15 protein-coding genes are annotated in these 19,323 nt (G+C 73.3%); 8 read left to right on the plus strand and 7 right to left on the minus strand.

The annotated features are described in order from the left end of the window. Positions 1 to 372: 372 nt before the first annotated feature. Positions 373 to 981 (minus strand): hypothetical protein, encoded by a 609-nt coding sequence (locus tag ACFYSC_RS21845; RefSeq protein ID WP_389964500.1) that lies wholly within the window; start codon positions 979 to 981, stop codon positions 373 to 375. A 34-nt stretch (positions 982 to 1,015) separates the two neighbouring features. Beyond that, the gene (mscL, locus tag ACFYSC_RS21850) at positions 1,016 to 1,444 is read right to left on the minus strand and encodes a large conductance mechanosensitive channel protein MscL (protein ID WP_389964504.1); all 429 of its coding nucleotides are present in this window, start codon (positions 1,442 to 1,444) and stop codon (positions 1,016 to 1,018) included. 172 nt (positions 1,445 to 1,616) lie between these two features. Here mscL and ACFYSC_RS21855 point away from each other — a divergent pair, with 172 nt between their 5' ends. The 5 genes from ACFYSC_RS21855 to treZ all read left to right on the plus strand — a co-directional run bounded on the left by ACFYSC_RS21855 (position 1,617) and on the right by treZ (position 11,853). Then, positions 1,617 to 5,021, plus strand: a complete 3,405-nt coding sequence (locus ACFYSC_RS21855; protein WP_389964507.1) for a BTAD domain-containing putative transcriptional regulator — start codon at positions 1,617 to 1,619, stop codon at positions 5,019 to 5,021. Between the two features lie 176 nt (positions 5,022 to 5,197). Beyond that, a complete protein-coding gene (locus tag ACFYSC_RS21860) occupies positions 5,198 to 5,581 on the plus strand; it encodes a VOC family protein (protein ID WP_389964510.1) in 384 nt (127 codons plus the stop codon). Positions 5,582 to 5,689: 108 nt separating this feature from the next. Continuing rightward, positions 5,690 to 7,795 (plus strand): glycogen debranching protein GlgX, encoded by a 2,106-nt coding sequence (gene glgX, locus ACFYSC_RS21865; RefSeq protein ID WP_389964513.1) that lies wholly within the window; start codon positions 5,690 to 5,692, stop codon positions 7,793 to 7,795. Beyond that, positions 7,788 to 10,037, plus strand: coding sequence for a malto-oligosyltrehalose synthase (treY, locus tag ACFYSC_RS21870; protein ID WP_389964516.1), 2,250 nt, complete (start codon positions 7,788 to 7,790; stop codon positions 10,035 to 10,037). The genes glgX and treY overlap by 8 nt, the downstream gene beginning before the upstream one ends. Before the next feature lie 112 nt (positions 10,038 to 10,149). After that, positions 10,150 to 11,853 carry a malto-oligosyltrehalose trehalohydrolase gene (treZ, locus tag ACFYSC_RS21875; protein ID WP_389964519.1) on the plus strand — a complete coding sequence of 568 codons (1,704 nt, stop codon included), beginning with the start codon at positions 10,150 to 10,152 and terminating at the stop codon, positions 11,851 to 11,853. Between the two features lie 123 nt (positions 11,854 to 11,976). Here treZ and ACFYSC_RS21880 read toward each other — a convergent pair whose 3' ends face one another. The 3 genes from ACFYSC_RS21880 to ACFYSC_RS21890 form a co-directional block, all read right to left on the minus strand. Then, positions 11,977 to 12,948: a YbgA family protein gene (locus ACFYSC_RS21880; RefSeq protein ID WP_389964522.1), complete on the minus strand. Its 972-nt coding sequence runs from the start codon at positions 12,946 to 12,948 to the stop codon at positions 11,977 to 11,979. Positions 12,949 to 12,992: 44 nt separating this feature from the next. Beyond that, the gene (locus ACFYSC_RS21885; RefSeq protein WP_389964525.1) at positions 12,993 to 13,514 is read right to left on the minus strand and encodes an RNA polymerase sigma factor; all 522 of its coding nucleotides are present in this window, start codon (positions 13,512 to 13,514) and stop codon (positions 12,993 to 12,995) included. A 263-nt stretch (positions 13,515 to 13,777) separates the two neighbouring features. Next, positions 13,778 to 14,809 (minus strand): MerR family transcriptional regulator, encoded by a 1,032-nt coding sequence (locus ACFYSC_RS21890; protein WP_389964528.1) that lies wholly within the window; start codon positions 14,807 to 14,809, stop codon positions 13,778 to 13,780. Positions 14,810 to 15,070: 261 nt separating this feature from the next. Here ACFYSC_RS21890 and ACFYSC_RS21895 point away from each other — a divergent pair, with 261 nt between their 5' ends. The 3 genes from ACFYSC_RS21895 to ACFYSC_RS21905 all read left to right on the plus strand — a co-directional run bounded on the left by ACFYSC_RS21895 (position 15,071) and on the right by ACFYSC_RS21905 (position 18,074). After that, positions 15,071 to 16,387, plus strand: coding sequence for a cryptochrome/photolyase family protein (locus ACFYSC_RS21895; RefSeq protein WP_389964531.1), 1,317 nt, complete (start codon positions 15,071 to 15,073; stop codon positions 16,385 to 16,387). A gap of 123 nt (positions 16,388 to 16,510) precedes the next feature. After that, positions 16,511 to 17,452: a hypothetical protein gene (locus tag ACFYSC_RS21900; protein ID WP_389964534.1), complete on the plus strand. Its 942-nt coding sequence runs from the start codon at positions 16,511 to 16,513 to the stop codon at positions 17,450 to 17,452. A 217-nt stretch (positions 17,453 to 17,669) separates the two neighbouring features. Continuing rightward, positions 17,670 to 18,074, plus strand: a complete 405-nt coding sequence (locus ACFYSC_RS21905) for a VOC family protein (RefSeq protein ID WP_389964537.1) — start codon at positions 17,670 to 17,672, stop codon at positions 18,072 to 18,074. A 117-nt stretch (positions 18,075 to 18,191) separates the two neighbouring features. Here ACFYSC_RS21905 and ACFYSC_RS21910 read toward each other — a convergent pair whose 3' ends face one another. After that, a complete protein-coding gene (locus ACFYSC_RS21910) occupies positions 18,192 to 18,536 on the minus strand; it encodes a hypothetical protein (protein WP_389964540.1) in 345 nt (114 codons plus the stop codon). Positions 18,537 to 18,638: 102 nt separating this feature from the next. Beyond that, positions 18,639 to 19,316 carry a uracil-DNA glycosylase gene (locus ACFYSC_RS21915; protein ID WP_362930367.1) on the minus strand — a complete coding sequence of 226 codons (678 nt, stop codon included), beginning with the start codon at positions 19,314 to 19,316 and terminating at the stop codon, positions 18,639 to 18,641. Positions 19,317 to 19,323: the final 7 nt, after the last annotated feature.

Below are 19,323 nucleotides of genomic sequence, written 5' to 3' on the forward strand. Positions count from 1 at the left end.
CGGGGAGCAACGGATCGCTTCAGCATCGGCGGGGACCGTGGGCCGCCGGAAAGGGAGACGCTACGGCGGGTCATCCGTACGGACCGGTCAGGCATGGCGCGGAGGTGGGTGGGTGTTCCGGCCGGCTTCAAAACGCCAGAAACCACCGCGCCCGAGACCAGGCCGAAGGCCGGTCGGAACCAGACACCAGCCACAACGCCGGCCGGAACACCCACCCACCGCAGCGCGCGCACCCGCCCAGCCCGACAACCACTGACGAGCCCAAGCCCGGGGAAACACCCCACGACGCGAAAAGCCCCAGCCCGGCCCCGCGGGCAACATCCCGCGATGCGAAAGACCCGAGCCTGAAGCGCGGGACCCGCACAAGAAGCGTCAGACCCGTTCCCAGTCGTGGCGTTCCAGGAAGCCGCGCTCGCCCGTGGCGTACTCGGCGAAGGCGGCGCGGACCGCCTCCAGGTCGGACACGTGGGTGCGGAACATCAGGTTGCGTCCGCTGTCCTTGTACTCCAGTTCGTATCCGGTGATCTCCGGAGAGACCTGGATGAAGTGCGAGCCGAAGACGACCAGCGCGGTGAACGGGTTCTGCGGCGACAGGGTGCCCAGCACGTCGTGGACCAGCCCGAGGTCCGGATCGACGACGATCATCCCGTCGCCCGTGTGCATCTGCATGCCCGCGTAGACGCCCAGGGGCGAGAGGTTGTGCACGAGCCCGCGCTGCGGGTCGTAGCAGACCAGACCGTACTCGCGGGCCAGGGCGAAGACCTCGCCGGACATCTCGTCGGCCCGTTCCGGTTCCACGGTGACCAGGGCGAACCCCGGGGAGACCTGCTCGGCTCCGGCGAGCCGCGCGGCGAACGCGGTCACCTGGGGGCGCGGCTCGGCGGCGCCGGGCTCTCCGCTGCGGAGCGCGTGGTGGACGCGCTCCGCGCGTTCCCTGCTGATCGGTTCGGGTTCGTACCAGACGGCCAGTTCGAAGCTCACCGTCCCATGGTCCTACAGGTCTCCGGGCCGGGCGTCAGACCTGCGGCTTGTCGGCCGCGCGGACCGGCGACAGCTCCACGGTGCAGAACGCGCAGCGGCTCGCCTCGACCGGGATGTCGCTGCGGCACTCCGGGCACTTCTTCTCGGTCGCCTCCTTGTCCCGGTCGAAGAAGGCGATCAGCCGGGTCATCGGCATGACGACCAGCCAGTAAATCACCGAGGCGATGATCAGGAAGGTCAGGAGGTGGTTGATGAAGTCGCCGTACATGAACTTCGCGCCGTTGACGGTGAAGTAGTACTGCGAGAAGTCCGGATTCCGGCCGCCGGTGACCGCCGCGAGCAGCGGCGTGATCAGATCCTTGACCAGCGCCTGCACCAGCCCGCTGAAGGTGGCCCCGACGACGACCGCGACGGCCAGTTCGACGAGGTTTCCTCGCATGAGGAACTTCTTGAATCCGCCCATTCCTGCGCCCTTCACTCGTGAGACCGCTCGAAACTACCCGGCCGTCACGCGGCAAACGTCAGAAAACCCTTGCCGCATCCGGCCATCTCGCCTCGACAAATCCCCTGGAAGACCCGCGAATCCAGATGAAACCGTCCACTACTATCGGCCCGAACCGTGAAGAGGGGACCCGATGGAGTTTCGCGTGCTGGGGCCGGTCGGCGTGACGGCCGACGACGGGACGCCGCTGGACATCGGACCCCATCAGCAGCGCGCCGTACTGGCTCTCTGCGTGCTCGCCGCGCCCCGCCCGGTCGCCCCGCCCCGGCTGATCGACGCGCTCTGGGAGGGAGGCCCGCCGCCCGGGGCGGTCAACACCCTCCAGGCGTACGTCTCCAAGCTCCGCCGCGCCTTCGAGCCGGGCAGGCCGCGCAGCGTGCCGCCCCGGGTCCTGGTCAGCAGGGCCGGAGGTTACGCCCTGGACGTCCCGGCGGCCCGGATCGACCTGGGCAGGGCGCGCGAGCGGGCCGCCGAGGGACGGCGCGCGCTGGGCGGCGGTGACCACGAGGACGCGGCGCGGAGGCTCCGCTCGGCGCTGGGGGAGTGGAACGGGGAGCCGCTGGCGGACTTCGGGGCCGACGGCTGGGCGGCGGACGAGATCACCCGGCTGGCCGAGTTCCGGCTGGCGCTGGAGGAGGACGCGGCCGAGGCCGAACTCGCCCTCGGCCGGGGCGCGGTGCTGAGCGGCGGCCTCATCCGGCTGGTGGCCGCGCACCCGTTCCGGGAACGGCTGCGCGTCCTCGGCGCACACGCGCTCTACCAGGCCGGGCGGCAGGCGGACGCGCTGGCCGTGCTCGCCGAGGGCCGCCGGCTGCTGGCGGAGGGGGTGGGGCTGGACCCCGACCCCCGGTCCCGGGAGATGGAACGGCGCATCCTCACCCAGGATCCCTCACTCACCCCCCGGATCCCGGCGGTGACCTCTCCGGTCCTGGCGGCGGCCCTCACGGAGCCGCGGACCCGGCTGGTCGGCCGGGACACCGAGATCGGGGTGCTGGAGGAGGCGGTCTCCGGGGACGGGCACCGGGTGGTGCTGCTGGCGGGGGAGCCGGGGATCGGCAAGACCAGCCTCGCCGAGCGGGTCGCCGAAACGGCGAGGGCGCGGGGACGCCGGGTGGCGTGGGGCCGCTGCTGGGACGGGGCCGGCGCACCGCCGTTCTGGCCGTGGACGCAGGCCGTACGGGATCTGGCGGACGCGGACGTGAACACGGACGTGAGCGCGGACGTGAACACGAACGCCGACCCGGAAACGGACGGGGACGCGGACATGATCGGGACCGGGCGTCCCAGGACCTCGCCCGCCGAGGCCGGGCACCCCCCGCCGTCGCCCGGCGGCTCCGGCGACCCCCGGCCCGCCGGAGCCGGTCAGTTCCAGCGGTACGAGGCGTTCGCCCGGCTGCTCGACGGTCACGGCAGGATCCTGGTCGTCCTCGACGACCTGCAATGGGCGGACGCGTCCTCGCTGCGGCTGCTGGAGTTCCTGGCCTCCACCCGGCTCTGCCCGCGGCTGACCGTGGTGGCGACCTACCGCGACACCGAAGTGGGCACCGAAGCGAATACCGAAGCGGACACCGGCGTACGGCCCGGCGGCCCGCTCGCGCAGACGCTCGGCGCGCTGACGCGGCTGCCGAACGTGCGGCGGCTGGCGCTGCGGGGGCTGGGGGAGGCCGACGTCCGCGCCTACCTCGCCGGCGCCGGGGCCGACCCGGACCGGGCCGCCGAGATGGGCAGACTGACCGCGGGCAACCCGTTCTTCCTGGGCGAGGTGCTGCGCCTCGGGCGGGCGCCGCGTGAGCTGTCCGACGTGGTCCGCGGCCGGCTGGCCGGTCTGCCGCCGGACACCGAGGCGGTGCTGACCGTCGCGGCGCTGGTCGGCCGGGAGGCGGAGACGGACGTCCTGACGGCGGTGTCGGAGGTGCCCGAGGAGCGGGTGCTGGACGTCCTCGACGCCGCCGTGCGGGCCCGGCTGCTGACCGAGGGCGACGGGCCGGCCTGCCGGTTCGTCCACGACATCGTCCGCGACACGCTGCGCGACGGACTGCCGCCGCTGCGGCGCCGCCGCCTGCACGGCCGGATCGCCGAGGTGCTGGAGCGGCGGAGCCCGACCCGCCTGACGGAGATCGCGCACCACTACCGGGAGGGCGTCGTCAGCGACCGTACGGCGGGCAAGGCCGTCGGCTACACCCGCCGGGCCGCGGCCCAGGCGATGGCGCAGTTCGCCCCGGAGGACGCGGCGGAGCTGCTGGAACTGGCGCTCGCCACGGCCGGGACCCGGCCGGAACAGGATGACGCCCTGCGCTGTGACCTGCTGCTCGACCTGGCCGAGGCGCGGGCGGCGGCCGGGATGAGCATCGAGGCCCACGCCTCCCTGGAGGCCGCCGCCGGGATCGCCGAGCGGCTCGACGACGACAGCCGCCTGGCCAGGGCGGTGCTGGGCTTCTCCGACCCGATCCACCTGGCGATGTACGAGGAGATGACCGGCATCGACCGGCTCGCCGAGCGGATCGACCGGGTCCTCGGCTCGGGACTGGCCGGGGACTCGCCGTGGCGGGCCCGGCTCCTGGCGGCCGCCGCGACGACCGGTTTCGCGACCCGGCCGGTCGCGCGCAGCGCGGAGCTGGCGTGGGAGGCGGTACGGCTGGCCCGCCGTACCGGTGACGACCGCGCCCTGGCCAACGCGCTGGTCGCCCTCGTGATCGTGCTCCGGCACGGCCGCGACCACGACGCCCGGCGGGCGGCGGCGGAGGAGATCGTGGAGATCGGGCGTCGCACCGGTGACCTGGCCGTGGAGTGGCTGGGCCGGGAGTCCGTCCATGTCGAGCACGTCGCCCGGGACGGCGTCGCCGGGGCCGCGGAGCCGCTGGCCTGGCTCGGGGAGACCGCCCGGCGGCTCCGGTTGCCCTCGATGGTCTCGCTGGCCGCCTGGCAGACCGCGATCCACGCCCACCTCGACGGCCGGCCCGACGACGCCGTGGCCGCCGCGGAGGAGTCGGCGGCGGCCCACCCGCAGGGGGCGCTGGGCCGCGACGACACCCGCCTGCGCGGCGGCGTCTTCCGCTTCCTGGCACTGAGGGGGCGGGGTGAGCCGGCGGCGGCGCTGGCGGTGGCCGACGAGATGCTCGCCCTGCGTCCCGGCGAGTGGCCCTGGCTGCTGCTGCGCTGCCTGGCGCTGGCCGACCTCGGCCGGACCGGCGAGGCACGCGAGGTCTTCGCCGGCCTGGCGCGGGACGGGTTCGCCGTGCTCGGCCCCGGCCTGGCCTACCGGTTCGCGGCGGACGCCGCCGCCGAGCTCTGCCTGGCGCTCGGCGAGGCGGACGCCGGGCGGGACCTGTACGGCACGCTCGCCCCGGACGCCGGCCGGCTGGTGGGCTGGTCGGTCGCGGACCTGTGCCTGGCGCGGCTCGCGCTGCTCGCGGGCGACCGGGGGCGGGCCGGGGCGCACCTGCGGGCGGCCGGGGAGTTCATCGCCGCGGCGGGCCTGCGCGGGTACGAACCGGCGCTGCGCGCCCTGCGCGACCGGCTCGCCGTACCCGAGTCCTGAGCCCTGCCCGGAACCGGAACCGGGACTCCGGGTGTGACCGGCTCGCCGTACCCGGGCGCGACACACCGGGCCGGAACGCGCCCGTACGGAAAACCACGTCTTAGCCTGCCCACAGGGGGAACACGTAGGGACGGTCCGCACATCGTCTTCACCGATCCGACCCTGGAGGGACGCGTATGACCGTCAACCGCGTGGTGACCAACATCCTGTCCGACCGGCTGCCGGAGACCAGGGACTTCTTCGCCCGGCTGCTGGACCTGAAGGTCAACTTCGACGAGGACTGGTACGTGCAGCTCTCGCCGCCCGACGACCCCCGCCTGGAGGTGGGGATCTGGCGGCGGGACCACGAGCTGGTCCCGGAGGCCCATCGGGGCTCCCCGGCGGGCACGATCCTGACGTTCGTGGTCGACGACGTCGACGCGGTCCACGAGCGGGCCCTCGGAATGGGCTGCCGGATCGTCTCCCCGCCGAGCGACCGGTTCTACGGCCAGCGAGGCTTCATGGTGCTCGACCCGAACGGCCTGGTCGTGGACGTCTCCACGCCGGTCCGGAACGCGTAGGGGCTCCGGCCGCCGCGTGCGGCGCACTTCACAGCGAGAAGAGTGGGAAATGCGTGCATGACCTGGGAAAGACAGGGCATGTCTTCCCACCGCTGAAGGGGCGGTGTGATGATTGAAATCTGGCCGGGGGATCCGTATCCCCTGGGGGCCACATATGACGGCGCGGGAACGAACTTCGCGCTCTTCACCGAGGTCGCCGAGCGCGTCGAGCTGTGCCTGTTCGACGACCACGGCGAGGAGACCCGGGTCGCCCTCACCGAGGTGGAGGGGCATGTCTGGCACGGATACCTTCCCGGCGTCTCTCCCGGACAGCGGTACGGCTACCGCGTCCACGGGCCCTACGACCCGGCGAGCGGGCAGCGGTGCAACCCCGCCAAGCTCCTGCTCGACCCGTACGCCAAGGCGATCGACGGGGACGTGAAGTGGGACGAGGCGGTCTACGGCTACCGCTTCGGCGAGCCCGACAGCCGCAACGACGCGGACTCGGCGCCGTTCATGCCGAAGTCGGTCGTCGTCAACCCCTTCTTCGGGTGGGGCCACGACCGGCCGCCGGCGACGCCGTACCACGACACGGTGATCTACGAGGCGCACGTCAAGGGCCTGACGATCAACCACCCGAAGATCCCGGAGCGGATCCGGGGCACGTACGCGGCCCTCGGCCACCCGGAGATCATCGACCACCTCACCGGGCTGGGCGTGACGGCGCTGGAGCTCATGCCGGTGCACCAGTTCGTCACCGACCACGTCCTGATGGACCGGGGCCTGACGAACTACTGGGGCTACAACACCATCGGGTTCTTCGCCCCGCACAACGCCTACTCCAGCACCGGCCAGCCCGGCGGCCAGGTGATGGAGTTCAAGGCCATGGTCAAGGCGCTGCACGAGGCGAACATCGAGGTGATCCTCGACGTGGTCTACAACCACACCGCCGAGGGCAACCACCTGGGTCCGACGCTGAGCATGCGCGGCATCGACAACGCCGCCTACTACCGGCTCGTCGAGGACGACAAGCGCTACTACATGGACACCACGGGCACCGGCAACAGCCTGTTCATGCGGTCCCCGCACGCCCTGCAGATGATCATGGACTCGCTGCGCTACTGGGTCACCGAGATGCACGTGGACGGCTTCCGGTTCGACCTGGCCGCGACCCTGGCGCGTGAGCTGCACGAGGTGGACCGGCTGAGCGCCTTCTTCGACCTGGTGCAGCAGGACCCGGTGCTGTCGCGCGTCAAGCTGATCGCCGAGCCGTGGGACGTCGGTCCGGGCGGCTACCAGGTCGGCAACTTCCCGGCCCGGTGGACCGAGTGGAACGGCCGCTACCGCGACACGATCCGCGACCTGTGGCGGGGCGAGCCGGCCGCGCTGCCGGAGTTCGCCTCCCGGCTGACCGGCTCCAGCGACCTCTACCAGGACGACAGCCGCCGCCCGGCCGCCTCGATCAACTTCGTGACCTGCCACGACGGGTTCACCCTCCAGGACCTGGTCTCCTACAACGGCAAGCACAACGAGGCCAACGGCGAGCACAACCGCGACGGCACCGACGACAACCGGTCCTGGAACTGCGGTGAGGAGGGGCCGGCCTCGCTGGACGTCGAGTCGCTGCGCGAGCAGCAGAAGCGCAACTTCCTGACCACGCTGTTCCTGTCCCAGGGCGTGCCGATGATCTCTCACGGCGACGAGCTGGGGCGCACGCAGCGGGGCAACAACAACGTCTACTGCCAGGACAACGAGCTGAGCTGGGTCGACTGGTCGGACGTCCGGGAGAACTGGCTGCTGCTGGAGTTCACCCAGAAGCTGGCCAAGCTCCGCGCCGGCCACCCGGTGTTCCGCCGCCGCCGCTTCTTCTACGGCAGGCCGGTGCGCGGCTCGGGCGACAGCCTCAGCGACATCGAGTGGTTCACCCCGCTGGGTGAGAAGATGACCGACGCCGACTGGAACGTGGGATACGCCAGGTCGCTGGCGGTCTTTCTGAACGGCGACGCCATCACCGAGCCCGACCGGCGGGGGCGGCGGACGAGGGACGACTCGTTCCTGCTGATGTTCAACGCCCACCACGATGTCATCGGGTTCACCATTCCCAAGGACTACGGGGAGATGTGGATGACGGAGATCGACACGGCCATGCCGATCACGGTCGACACCCGGATGTGCCGGGCCGGGGAAGAGGTGCCGGTGGCCGGCCGGTCGGTGAGGGTGCTGCGCCGTGTCTGATCCCTCCGTCTCCTCCGTCTCGTCCGTGAGGGAGCCCGCCGCGCCCGGGACCGCCGTGACCGGGCCCGCGGTACCCCGCTCCACCTACCGGTTCCAGCTCACCCCCGACTTCGGCTTCGCCGACGTGGCGGCCCTGGCCCCCTACCTGCGGGACCTGGGGGTCGACCACGTCTACCTGTCGCCGGTCCTGCAGGCCGACCCGCCGTCGCGGCACGGTTACGACGTGACCGACCACTCCAGGATCCGCGAGGAGTTCGGCGGGATCGACGGGCTGCGGGAGATGGCGGCGACGCTGGCCGGGCACGACATCGGCGTCGTCGTGGACATCGTGCCCAACCACATGACGGTCCCGGTCCCGGAGTCGGGCAACCCGGCGCTGTGGTCGGTGCTGAAGGAGGGACGGGCATCGCCGTACGGGCGGTGGTTCGACATCGACTGGAGCGACGGCAGGGTCGCGATGCCGGTGCTCGGCGACGACGTCGAGCCGTCCCCCGACGGTGACGTGCTGCGTTACCACGACCACGTCTTCCCGCTGCCCGACACCCACTACCGGCTGGTCGACTGGCGCGAGGGCCCCGGCTACCGGCGGTTCTTCGACGTCTCCTCGCTGATCGGGCTGCGGGTCGAGGACCCGGAGGTGTTCGAGGCCACGCACGAGGTGATCCTCGGCCTGGTGCGGGAGGGCCTCGTCCAGGGGCTGCGGGTGGACCACCCCGACGGGCTGGCCGACCCGCGCGGCTATCTCGCGCGGCTGCGCCGCGAGGCGGGGGTGTGGACGGTCGCCGAGAAGATCCTGGTGGGCGAGGAGAGGCTGCCCGCCGACTGGGACTGCGACGGCACCACCGGCTACGACGTGCTCAACCGGATCACCGGGCTGTTCGTCGACCCGGCCGGCGCCGAACCGCTGACCGGGCTGTTCACCGCCCGCACCGGTGTGCCGCGCGACTACGCCGAGGTGGTCCGGCGGTCCAAGCGGCACGTCATCGACCTGTTCTTCCGTGCCGAGGTGGACCGCCTGAACGCGCTGCTCGGCGCGGACCGCGAGACGCTGGTGGAGCTGCTGGTCGCGATGCCGGTCTACCGGGCCTACGTGGTGCCCGGTGAGCCCGTCCCGGCGGTCTCCGCGACGATCGTCGAGGAGGCCGGGAAGGTCGCCGCGGCCAGGCTGCCCGAGGGCGCGCCGGTGGAGGAGGTCGTCGAGAAGGTCCTCAACGGCCCGCCGGAGGCCGTCGTGCGCTTCCAGCAGCTCTGCGGGCCGGTGATGGCCAAGGGCGTGGAGGACACCGCGCTGTACCGGTGGTATCCGCTGTCCTGCCTGAACGAGGTGGGCGGGGAGCCCGACCGGTTCGGTGGGACCGTCGCCGCCTTCCACGACTTCTGCCGGGAGCTCCGGCCCGGCACGATGACGACGCTGTCCACGCATGACACCAAGCGCTCCGAGGACGTCCGCGCCCGGCTGGCCGTGCTGTCGGAGATCCCCGGCGAGTGGGAGGCGGCGGTCGCGGAGTGGTCGGACCGGGTCTCCTTCGACCCGTCGCTCGACCACCTGGCCTGGCAGAACCTCATGGCGGCCTGGCCGATCAGCGAGGAGAGGTTCTTCGAGTACCTGTTCAAGGCGGCCAGGGAGGCCAAGACCGCGATCTCCTGGGCCACGCCCGACCCCTCCTACGAGGAGGGCCTGCGCGACTTCGTCCACCGGGCCATCGAGGAGTGCGGCGAGTCCGTCGGGCGGTTCGCGGCCCGGATCGAGCCCCACGCCCGGTCCAACTCCCTCGGTCAGAAGCTCGTCCAGCTCATGCTGCCCGGCGTGCCCGACGTCTACTGGGGCAACGAGATCACCGACTTCTCCCTGGTGGACCCGGACAACCGCCGTCCGGTCGACTTCGCGCTGCGCCGCCGGATGCTGGCCGGGGAGACGGAGGGGGCCTCGGACTGGGACGCCGGCAAGCTCGACGTCACCCGCGAGGCGCTGAACCTGCGGCGGCGGCTGGACCCCGCGCTGCCGTACGTCCCGATGGAGGCGGGGGAGCACGCCGTGGCCTTCGCCCGTGGTGACCGCGCCGTGGCCGTCGCCACCCGGCTCCCGGTCGGCCTGGAGCGGCGCGGCGGCTGGGGGGACGAGATGATCGAGCTGCCGCCCGGCTCGTGGCGCGATCTGCTGTCCGGCGTACGGCACACCGGGCGGATCTCGCTGGGCCACCTGCTCGCGACCCGGCCGGTGGCGCTGCTGGAAAGGGAGTGAACCCCGGGCGCCCGGATCCCGGGCGCCCGCGGTTTCGGGATGGGAGTGAACGGAGTGCCCGAGGCGCGGGCGCCCGCGGTCACCGGAGGGTTCCGGAGAGGGAGTGAACGGCGTGTTCGAGGTCTGGGCCCCCGCGGCGACGGCGGTGGACGTGGTGATCGGTGACGTCCGCCACTCGATGGACGCCGCGGGCGGCGGCTGGTGGACCGCGGAGGTGGCCGGGGCCGGCCACGGCACCGACTACCGGTTCAGCGTCGACGGCGGCGACCCGCTGCCGGACCCGCGCACCCGCTGGCAGCCCGAGGGGATCTTCGGGCCGAGCCGGGTGTACGACCACGGCCGGTTCCCCTGGAACGACGAGCTGTGGCGGGGGCGGAGCCTGCCCGGCTCGGTGATCTACGAGCTGCACGTCGGAACCTTCACGCCCGCCGGGACCTTCGACGCGGCGGCGGGGAAGCTCGACCACCTCGTCGAGCTGGGGATCGACTTCGTCGAGGTCATGCCGGTGCCGCCGGTGCCGGGGAGGCGCAACTGGGGCTACGACGGGGTCGACCTGTGGGCCGTCGCGGACGAGTACGGCGGTCCCGACGGGTTCAAGCGGTTCGTGGACGCCTGCCATCTGCGGGGCGTCGGGGTGATCCTCGACGTGGTCTACAACCACCTCGGCCCGTCGGGGAACTTCCTGGCGCCGTTCGGCCCCTACTTCCACGACAGCGCCGCCTCCTTCTGGGGGCAGGCGGTCAACCTGGACGGCCCCGGCTCCGACGAGGTGCGCCGCTACTTCATCGAGAACGCGTTGCAGTGGCTACGCGACTACCACGTCGACGGCCTGCGGCTGGACGCCGTGCACGCGCTGCACGACAGGCGGGCGGTCCACTTCCTGGAGGAGCTGTCGGCCGAGGTGGACGTCCTGTCGGCGGCCGTGGGCAGGCCGCTGACGCTCATCGCCGAGTCCGACCTCAACGATCCGCGGCTGATGACCCCGCGCGAGGCCGGCGGGTACGGCCTGGCCGCCGCCTGGAACGACGACGTCCACCACGCCCTGCACGTGGCGGTGACCGGGGAGCGGCACGGCTACTACGACGACTTCGCCGGGGCGCTGCCCAAGGTGCTGACCTGCGCCTATCTCCACGACGGCACCTTCTCGTCCTTCCGGGGCCGTTCGCACGGCCGCCCGGCGCGGCACGTCCCGGGGCACCGGTTCGTCTGCGCGGCGCAGAACCACGACCAGATCGGCAACCGCGCCGAGGGCGACCGGATGCCGGCCGAGGCGCTGCGGCTGGCCGCGGGGCTGCTGCTGACCTCGCCGTTCACCCCGATGCTGTTCATGGGCGAGGAGTGGGGCGCGAGCACGCCGTTCCTGTTCTTCACCGACCACGTCGAGCCGCACCTGCGGGAGGGGGAGGCCGACCGGCGGCGCCGGGAATTCGTCGGCTTCGGCTACGACGACTGGGCGGACCGGGCCCCCGACCCGGGCGAGGAGACGACGTTCACGCGCTCCAAGCTCGACTGGAGTGAGCTGGACCGGGACGCCCACCGGGCGCACCTCGACTGGTACCGGGCGCTGATCGCGCTGCGCAGGGCGCATCCGGAGCTGTCGGACCCCCGGCTGGACCGGGTCCGGGTGGACCACGGCGACGGCTGGCTGGTCGTCCACCGGGGATCCTGCCAGGTCGCGGCCAACCTCGGCCGGGTCGCGCTCACCGTACGGCTCGCGCCGGGTCAGGTGCTGCTGGCCTCGGACCCGAAGGTCACCGCCGAGGGCGAGGAGCTGTTCCTGCCGCCGCGCTCCCTGGCGATCGTCAAGGCCGGCTGACCGGGACCGGGCTTGAGGCCGGGTCGGGAGCCGGGCGTGCCGGTCGCGTGACGTGGTCGTGACGCCGCCCGGCGCGTCCGGGGTCTGGGCGGGCGCGGCCGGGCGGCGGGCCGGTGCGGCGGGTCAGGCCGGGACGTGGTTGCGCAGCCGCAGCGCCCGCGGGTAGGGCGCGAAGTAGGTCTGGTCGCGGACGTACTCGGCGGCCTCGCCGCGCGCGTGGTGGCGCAGCAGGGTCGCCGGGACGCTGAGGGCCACCTCCCCGGCGCGGTAGGAGTCGATCACCTCCGCCAGGTCGGCCCGGCGGGTCTCGTCCAGGTGGTCCTTCATCATCCCCATGCAGTGCTGGAGGACGTTGACGTTGCGCCCGATGCTCGCCTTGCAGGCGAGGGCCGTGCGGAAGGCGTGGGCGTAGGCGACGGCCAGCTCCTCCCGGGAGGCCGTCCCCGCCCGGGACACCACCTGCCCCGCCCGCTGGTAGGAGACCGGGTCGTGGGCGAGCAGCTGCATCTTGTGCCGGGAGTGGAAGGCGATCAGGTCGCGCGGGCGCCAGTCGCTCTCCAGAAGCGCGCGCAGCCGCGCGTACGCGAAGATCCGCTCCACGAACGTCTCGCGGAGCAGGGCGTCGTTCAGCCGCCCCTCGTCCTCGACCGGCAGCAGCGGGTGGGCGTCCAGGACGCGGGACGCGAAGACGCCCATGGCCCCGCGGTCCACGACCCTGTCGCCCGCGTAGACCGGGATGCCGTGGATGCCGCAGCTCGGGCTCCTGGCCTTGAACACGTAGCCGTCCACGTCCAGGGTGAGCGACCGCTCGGCGGCCAGCGCGTTCATCCGGCCGGTCAGGTCCGTCCCGGTCTTCCTGGTGACCAGGCGCGGGCCGTCGGCCGAACGCTCCAGCCGCAGCGACTCCCTCGGCGCGCCGAGGCCGATCTCCATCTCGGGGCAGACGCGCACCCAGTCGACGTACGGGTCCAGCTCCCCGCTGACGAAGCGGTCGCGGCTGTGCCCGCCGTTGAAGCGCACCGGGTCGCCCAGCAGGCAGCTCGACACCGCCACCCGCGGCCGGGGCTGCCGGTCCATGTCGTTCCACTCGCCCATGTCATCCATGGTGTCCCCGTGGTCCGCGGCGTCCCGAGGGCGGGTCATGCCGCGGGGGCGAGGATGTCCGACAGCCGGCGCAGACCGCGCGCCGTACGGGCCTTGACCGTGCCGAGCGGCACGCTCAGCCTCTCGGAGATCTCCCGCTGGGTCAGATCGCCGTAGTACGCCAGTTCGATGGCCTGGCGCTGGGGCGCGGGCAGCTCGGCCAGCGCCCGCAGCAGCTCGTCACGGGCGGCCAGCCCGTCCCCGTCCGTCCGGCCGTCCGCGCCGGCCGGGTCGGCGACCACGTCCAGCGGCACCGTCTGCAGGGTGCGCACCCGCAGGTGGTCCACCGCCCGGTTGTGGGCGATGCCGATCAGCCAGGCCGTCAGGTTGCGTTCGGGGTCGAAGCGGTGCCGTGAGCGCCACACCTCGGCGAACACGATCTGCTGCACGTCCTCGATCTCCTGCGGCGGGATGAAACGCCGCAGGTAGGAGCGGATGAGCGCACCGTGCGCGGTGAGGCACTCGGCCAGCGCCGCGTCGTCGCCCTGTGCGAGCCGGACGTTCAGGGTGTCTTCCATGGTGACCTCACTTACCCAGGAAACCTATTCAAAACTTATTCATACCCGGCGGCTTCCATGAACGCAAACGAACCCGCCGGTCAGAGCGGTGTGCGGAGGGCGACGGGCAGCCGGAAACGACGGCAGGGAGGCGGTTCTCCGGCCCCGCGGAGAGACGGCCGCCGAGTCGGGACCCGCGGACGGAACGGCGGCCGGGAAACGGGCGGGCCGGCGGCCGGAGCCGCCGGACGGGTGTCAGCGGGCCGGAGCCGGTGAGCCGGGGATCAGCGGATCGCCTCGCGGATCCGGGTGACGGCCTCCTGGAACGAGGTGACGAAGGTCACCGACGGCGGCAGGCCGTCGCCCCACCCCGGGCCGCCCGCGACGATCCGGCTCGCCGGGCGCAGCGCGGGCAGTGAGCCCAGCGGCGCCGGGTCACCGGTCTCGGACCGCTGCGACCAGACGAAGACCACCCCCGGGCTCAGGCGGCGCATCGCGTCGGCCAGGGCCGGATACGGGGTCCGGGCCCCCAGCACCCGGGTCTCCAGGCGGTGCACGGTGGCCAGCTCCGCCGCCAGGGCGTAGACCGGCAGGCTGTGCTGCTCCTCGGCGGCGCAGGCCAGCAGCACCGGGCGGTCGTTGACCGGCCGGTCGGGACGTCGGACGAGCCGGGTCAGCGCGGCCAGCACCCGGTCGGAGAACAGGTGCTCGATCTCCACGCTCGCGCCGGTCTCGGCCTGGCGGCGGCAGATCGTCTCGAAGACCGGGAGCACCAGCCCCTCCCAGGTCCACACCACCCCGTGCCGCTCCAGCGCGGCGCCGATCCACTCGGCCACGGTCTGGCTGTCCAGCGCCACCGCGGCCCGTGCCAGCATCGCCACGGTCGGGACCTGCGCCCCCGCCCCCGGCGCGTCCGGCATGACCGGGGCGATCCGCTCCCGGGCGAGGTCGCCCTGGGTGACGGGGACGGCGGCGCCCAGCCCTGGGTCAGGGCGCAGCAGCCGCTCCGAGGGGACCTCCCACCGGGCGGCGCCCGGCCTGAGGACCTCCCGCGCCGCGTCGGCCGCCGGGACGCCGAGCTTGATGAGGCGGTTCATCTCCTCAAGGCGCCGCAGGTCGGCGGTGTCGTAGCGGCGGTGCCCGCCGGGGCTGCGGTGGCTGGGCCCGATCCCGTACCGGAGGTTCCAGGTGCGCAGCGTGGGCGCCGGAACGCCGAGCCGGCGCGCGACCGCGCCGATGCCGTAACCCGGTTCGTCCCCGGGAGCCGGCACGTCCTCGGAGACCGCCCGGCCCGCCTCGTCCATTCTCGTCGCCACCCCGATCCCTCCTCGGTCGTCGTCCTGCACCAGCTTGCCAGGAGAGTGACGCCCCCGGTCCGGGGCGTCCCTCCACGCATACTCCTTCGTACGGCCCACCTGGGCGGATGCAGGACGCTCCGGAGCGGATCCACGCGGGTGGGCGCGGCGGAGGAGGGGAGACCCGCGGAGACGCCCGGAGCGGAGACGCCCGGAGCGGAGGCGGGGAGACCCGCGGGGCGGATGCAACCGCTCCCGGACGGTCACGCGAAGTCACCTTCGATGGACACCGTCATCGTCTTGCTCAACCGCGACCTGAGGGTGCACGACCACCCGGCGCTCGCCGCCGCGTGCGCGCGGGCCCGCCGGGTCGTCCCCCTCTTCGTGCTGGACCCCTCCGTGCCCGCCGGCCGCCGGTCCGGGTTCCTGGCGGAGACCCTCGCCGACCTGCGCCTGTCGCTCCGGGAACGGGGCGGCGACCTCGTCATCCGCCGGGGCGACGCGGTGGCCGAGACCGTACGGCTGGCCCATGAGATCGCCGGCGGCGGAGGCGGCGACGGGTCCGGCGCGGGGACCGTCGAGGCCGTCCACGTCAGCGCCGACGTCAGCGCCCTCGCGCGGCGCAGGGAACGCCGCCTGGCCGGGGAGTGCGAGCGGCACCGGATGGAGTTCCGGGCCTTCCCCGGGGTGACGATCGTGCCGCCCGGCGCGGTCACCCCCTCCGGGAAAGGGGACCACTACCGGGTCTTCACCCCCTACTGGCGGGCCTGGCAGGCCCATCCCCGCCGCGGGGTGCTTCCCGCCCCGGCCAGGGTGACCCTGCCCGAGGGGCTGGACCCCGGCGCCCCGCCGCCCGGCCGGTCGCACCGGCCGCACGAGCTGTTCCGGGGCGGCGAGACGGTGGCGCGCCGGCGCATGCGGCAGTGGCTGAAGTACTGCGTGACCGACTACGCCGCCGGCCACGACGACCTCGCGGGCAACCGCACCTCCAAGTTCAGCCCCTACCTGCGTTTCGGCTGCCTGTCACCCCTGGAGCTGGAGTCGCTGGCCGAGGACGGCGACGACTTCGTGAGGCAGCTCTGCTGGCGCGACTTCTTCTACCAGGTGACGATGGCCTTCCCGGCCATCAACCGCACCGACTACCGGCCGCGCGGGCTGACCTGGAACGACGACGCCGACGCCTTCCAGGCGTGGAAGGAGGGCCGGACCGGGCTGCCGATCGTGGACGCCGGGATGCGGCAGCTCCTGGCGGAGGGCTGGATGCACAACCGCGCCCGGATGCTGACCTCGTGGTTCCTGGTCAAACGGCTGCGGATCGACTGGCGGGCGGGCGCCGACCACTTCTTCGACCTCCTGCTCGACGGCGACGTGGCGAACAACTACGGCAACTGGCAGTGGGTCGCCGGGACCGGCAACGACACCCGGCCCAACCGGACCGTCAACCCGGTACGGCAGGCCCGGCGGTTCGACCCGGACGGGGAGTACGTCCGCCGCTACGTTCCCGAGCTCCGGGACGTCCCGCCGAGGGCGCTCCACGAGCCCTGGCGCCTGCCGTCGGGGGTGCGCGGCTATCCGTCGCCCCTGGCGTCCCCGGACTGACCGGCCGCCGGGGTCGCCGGGGCAGGCGCGGTGACCCGCCGTGCTCGGTTCCATCGGCCCGAGCAGGGCGGAATCAGGCGGAACCCGGCGGAACTATTTCCCGCCATCGGGCGTCGCAGAGGTGTGGACTCCTTCGACGGCATCGACGACGACCTGCGCGCGGCCCGTGAGCGGGTGCGGCTCCTGGAACGACTGACCCGCCAGCGGCAGGTGGTGACCTCCCAGCTCGACGAGGTCGGTGAGCTGATCGGCGAGCTGGAGGCGCGGCTCGCCGAGGAGGAGCGCGACGTGTCCCGGCTGGAGGGCGGCGGGTTCGCGGCGTTCCTGGCCGGTCTGACCGGTTCCAAGGAGGAGAGGCTCGCCAGGGAGCGCGCCGAGGCCCAGGCCGTACGGCAGCGCCTCGAAGGGCAGCGCACCCGCCTGCGGTGGCTGGAGGCCGACCGGGCGGAGGTGGAGCGGGGCCTGGCCGGGACCGGCTCGGCCCGCGAGGAGTTCACCGCCCTGCTCGAACGCAAGGAGCGGCTGCTGACCGGGTCGGCCGACCCGCGCGGCCGGGAGCTCGCCGCCCTCGCCCGGCGGCTCGCCGACGTCCGGGCCGACCTGCGCGAGCACGAGGAGGCCCACCTGGCCGGGACCGTCGCCGGTCAGGCGGTGGAGCGGGTCCTGCGCTGCCTCGGCGGCGCCCGCGGCGCCTCCACCTGGGACGTGCTGGGCGGCGGCATGCTGGCCGACATGATCGAGAACGGTCACCTGCGCGACGCCGACCAGGCGGCCTGGCAGGCTCAGCGCGCGCTGGACGCCTTCGCCCGCGAGCTGGCCGACGTCGGCGTCCACGCCGATCCGCGGCTCCCGCAGATCGACACCCGGTGGTTCGCCGACATGTTCTTCGACAACATCGTCTTCGACGCGCTCAAGCATCGGCGGATCGCCCGCACCGGCGAGGCCGTCGCGGAGGTCGGGCGCTGGGTCGGCGGCACGGTGAGCGGCCTGGCCTCCCGCCGCGCGGAGCTGGCGGGCGAGTGCGACGCGCTCCTCGGGCGTCGTGAGGAGATCCTGACCGGCTGACCACCGGGTCGGCGGGCCCGGCGCCCTGGCGTCCAGCCGGCCGGGCGCGGACGGCCCGGCTCCCCGTACGCCGGAGCGGACGGCCCGGCGCCCCGATCGGCCGGATGCCGGACCAGCCGATGGGGCAGGCGGGCCGATGGGGCTGACGGGGCGGCCCGGCGGTGACAAGCTCGGCGTGAAGGCAGCGCACGTCCCGAGCGGCTCGATGGAGGCCGGCATGTCGACGCCCCGCGTGGTCCCGTTCCTTCGCTACGAGGACGCCCCGGCGGCCGTGGCGTGGCTGGGTGAGGTCTTCGGGTTCCACCCGCTGGCCGCCCCGCCCGGCGGCGGGGACTCCGCGTGCGTCCGGCTCGCCCTCGGGGACGCGGTGGTCGTGCTGGCCCCGGTCCGCGACGGCGAGCCGTACCTGCGCAGCGCCCTGGACCTGCCCGCGGTCAGCCAGGGGGTGTTCGTCGTGGTGGACGACCTCGACGCCCACTACGAGCGGGCGGCGGACCGGGGCGCGGAGATCGTCACGGAGATCGAAGCCACCCCCGACGGCGCCAGGGCCTACCTGGCCTTCGATCTGGAGGGCCAGCTCTGGGCCTTCGGGGACGGCTTCGGGACCGGCGGTCCCGGCTAGGTCCGGTCCCGCGGATCATCTCGCGGTGTCCGGGTGCCGTTCCGCGGGCCCCCGCCGTGAGCGGGGGTCCGGCGGCCACGGCGGGCGGGACGGTCCACGGAGCGGAGCCCGGCGGCGCTAGTGGTGGTGGTCGTGCCCGTCATGCCCGTCGTGCTCGTCCTCCTCCGCGGGGCCCTCGGAGGGCTCGACGCCCAGCACGGCCTCGCGGGGCTCGATCGACTCGATGTGCTCGATCAGGCCGAGCACGTGGTCCGGCTCGATGAGCCACTGCAGCGAGGTCGCCCCGCTGTCGTCGGCGGAGACCATCTCCGCCTGCTCCCGGCGCTCGGCGTCGTCGAGGTCGGCCTCGGGGTGGTTGATCTCTTTCAGCGCGGCGGCCTGGAGCGCGCCCAGGTCGGTCACCTCCACGGTCAGTTCGACTGTGAGGCGAAGATAGCGTTCGGTGCCCGATTCATCACTCATGGTGGTAAATCTTAGTGCCCCCGGCGGGCCGGACCGACCTGGGACGCCTGTGGATCATCCCGCCTGCCGTGGCCGGCCGGGCGGGGATCCGCGGAAGGGAACCTACGGGAGCCGCCAGTCGACCGGGTCGGCGCCCTGCTGCTCCAGCAGGTGGTTGGCGCGGCTGAACGGGCGGGACCCGAAGAAGCCGTTGCGGGCCGACAGCGGGCTCGGGTGGGCCGACTCGACGGCCGGGTAGGGGTGCAGCATCGGCCGCAGGTTGCGGGCGTCACGCCCCCACAGGATCGCCACCAGCGGCTTGCCGCGCTCGGCGAGCGCCTTGATGGCCTGCTCGGTGACCTCCTCCCAGCCCTTGCCCCGGTGGGAGGCCGGCTTGCCCGGCATGACGGTGAGGACCCTGTTGAGCAGCAGCACGCCGTGCTCGGCCCAGGGGGTCAGATCGCCGTTGCCCGGCATGGGCAGCCCGAGGTCCTCGGTCAGCTCCTTGTAGATGTTGCGCAGGCTGGCCGGGATCGGGCGCACGTCGGCGGCCACGGAGAAGCTCAGGCCGATCGGGTGGCCCGGCGTGGGGTAGGGATCCTGGCCGACGATCAGCACCTTCACCTCGTCGAAGGGCTGCTGGAAGGCGCGGAGCACATTGGGGCCGGCGGGGAGGTACTGCCTGCCCTCGGCGACCTCCTTCCGGAGGAAGTCGCCCATCTCGGCGATCTTGCCGGCGACCGGCTCCAGGGCCTTGGCCCACCCGGCTTCCACGACTTCGTTCAAAGGGCGTGCGGACATGGGGAAA

Source organism: Streptosporangium sp. NPDC004379 (assembly GCF_042873875.1).
Lineage (GTDB): Bacteria > Actinomycetota > Actinomycetes > Streptosporangiales > Streptosporangiaceae > Streptosporangium.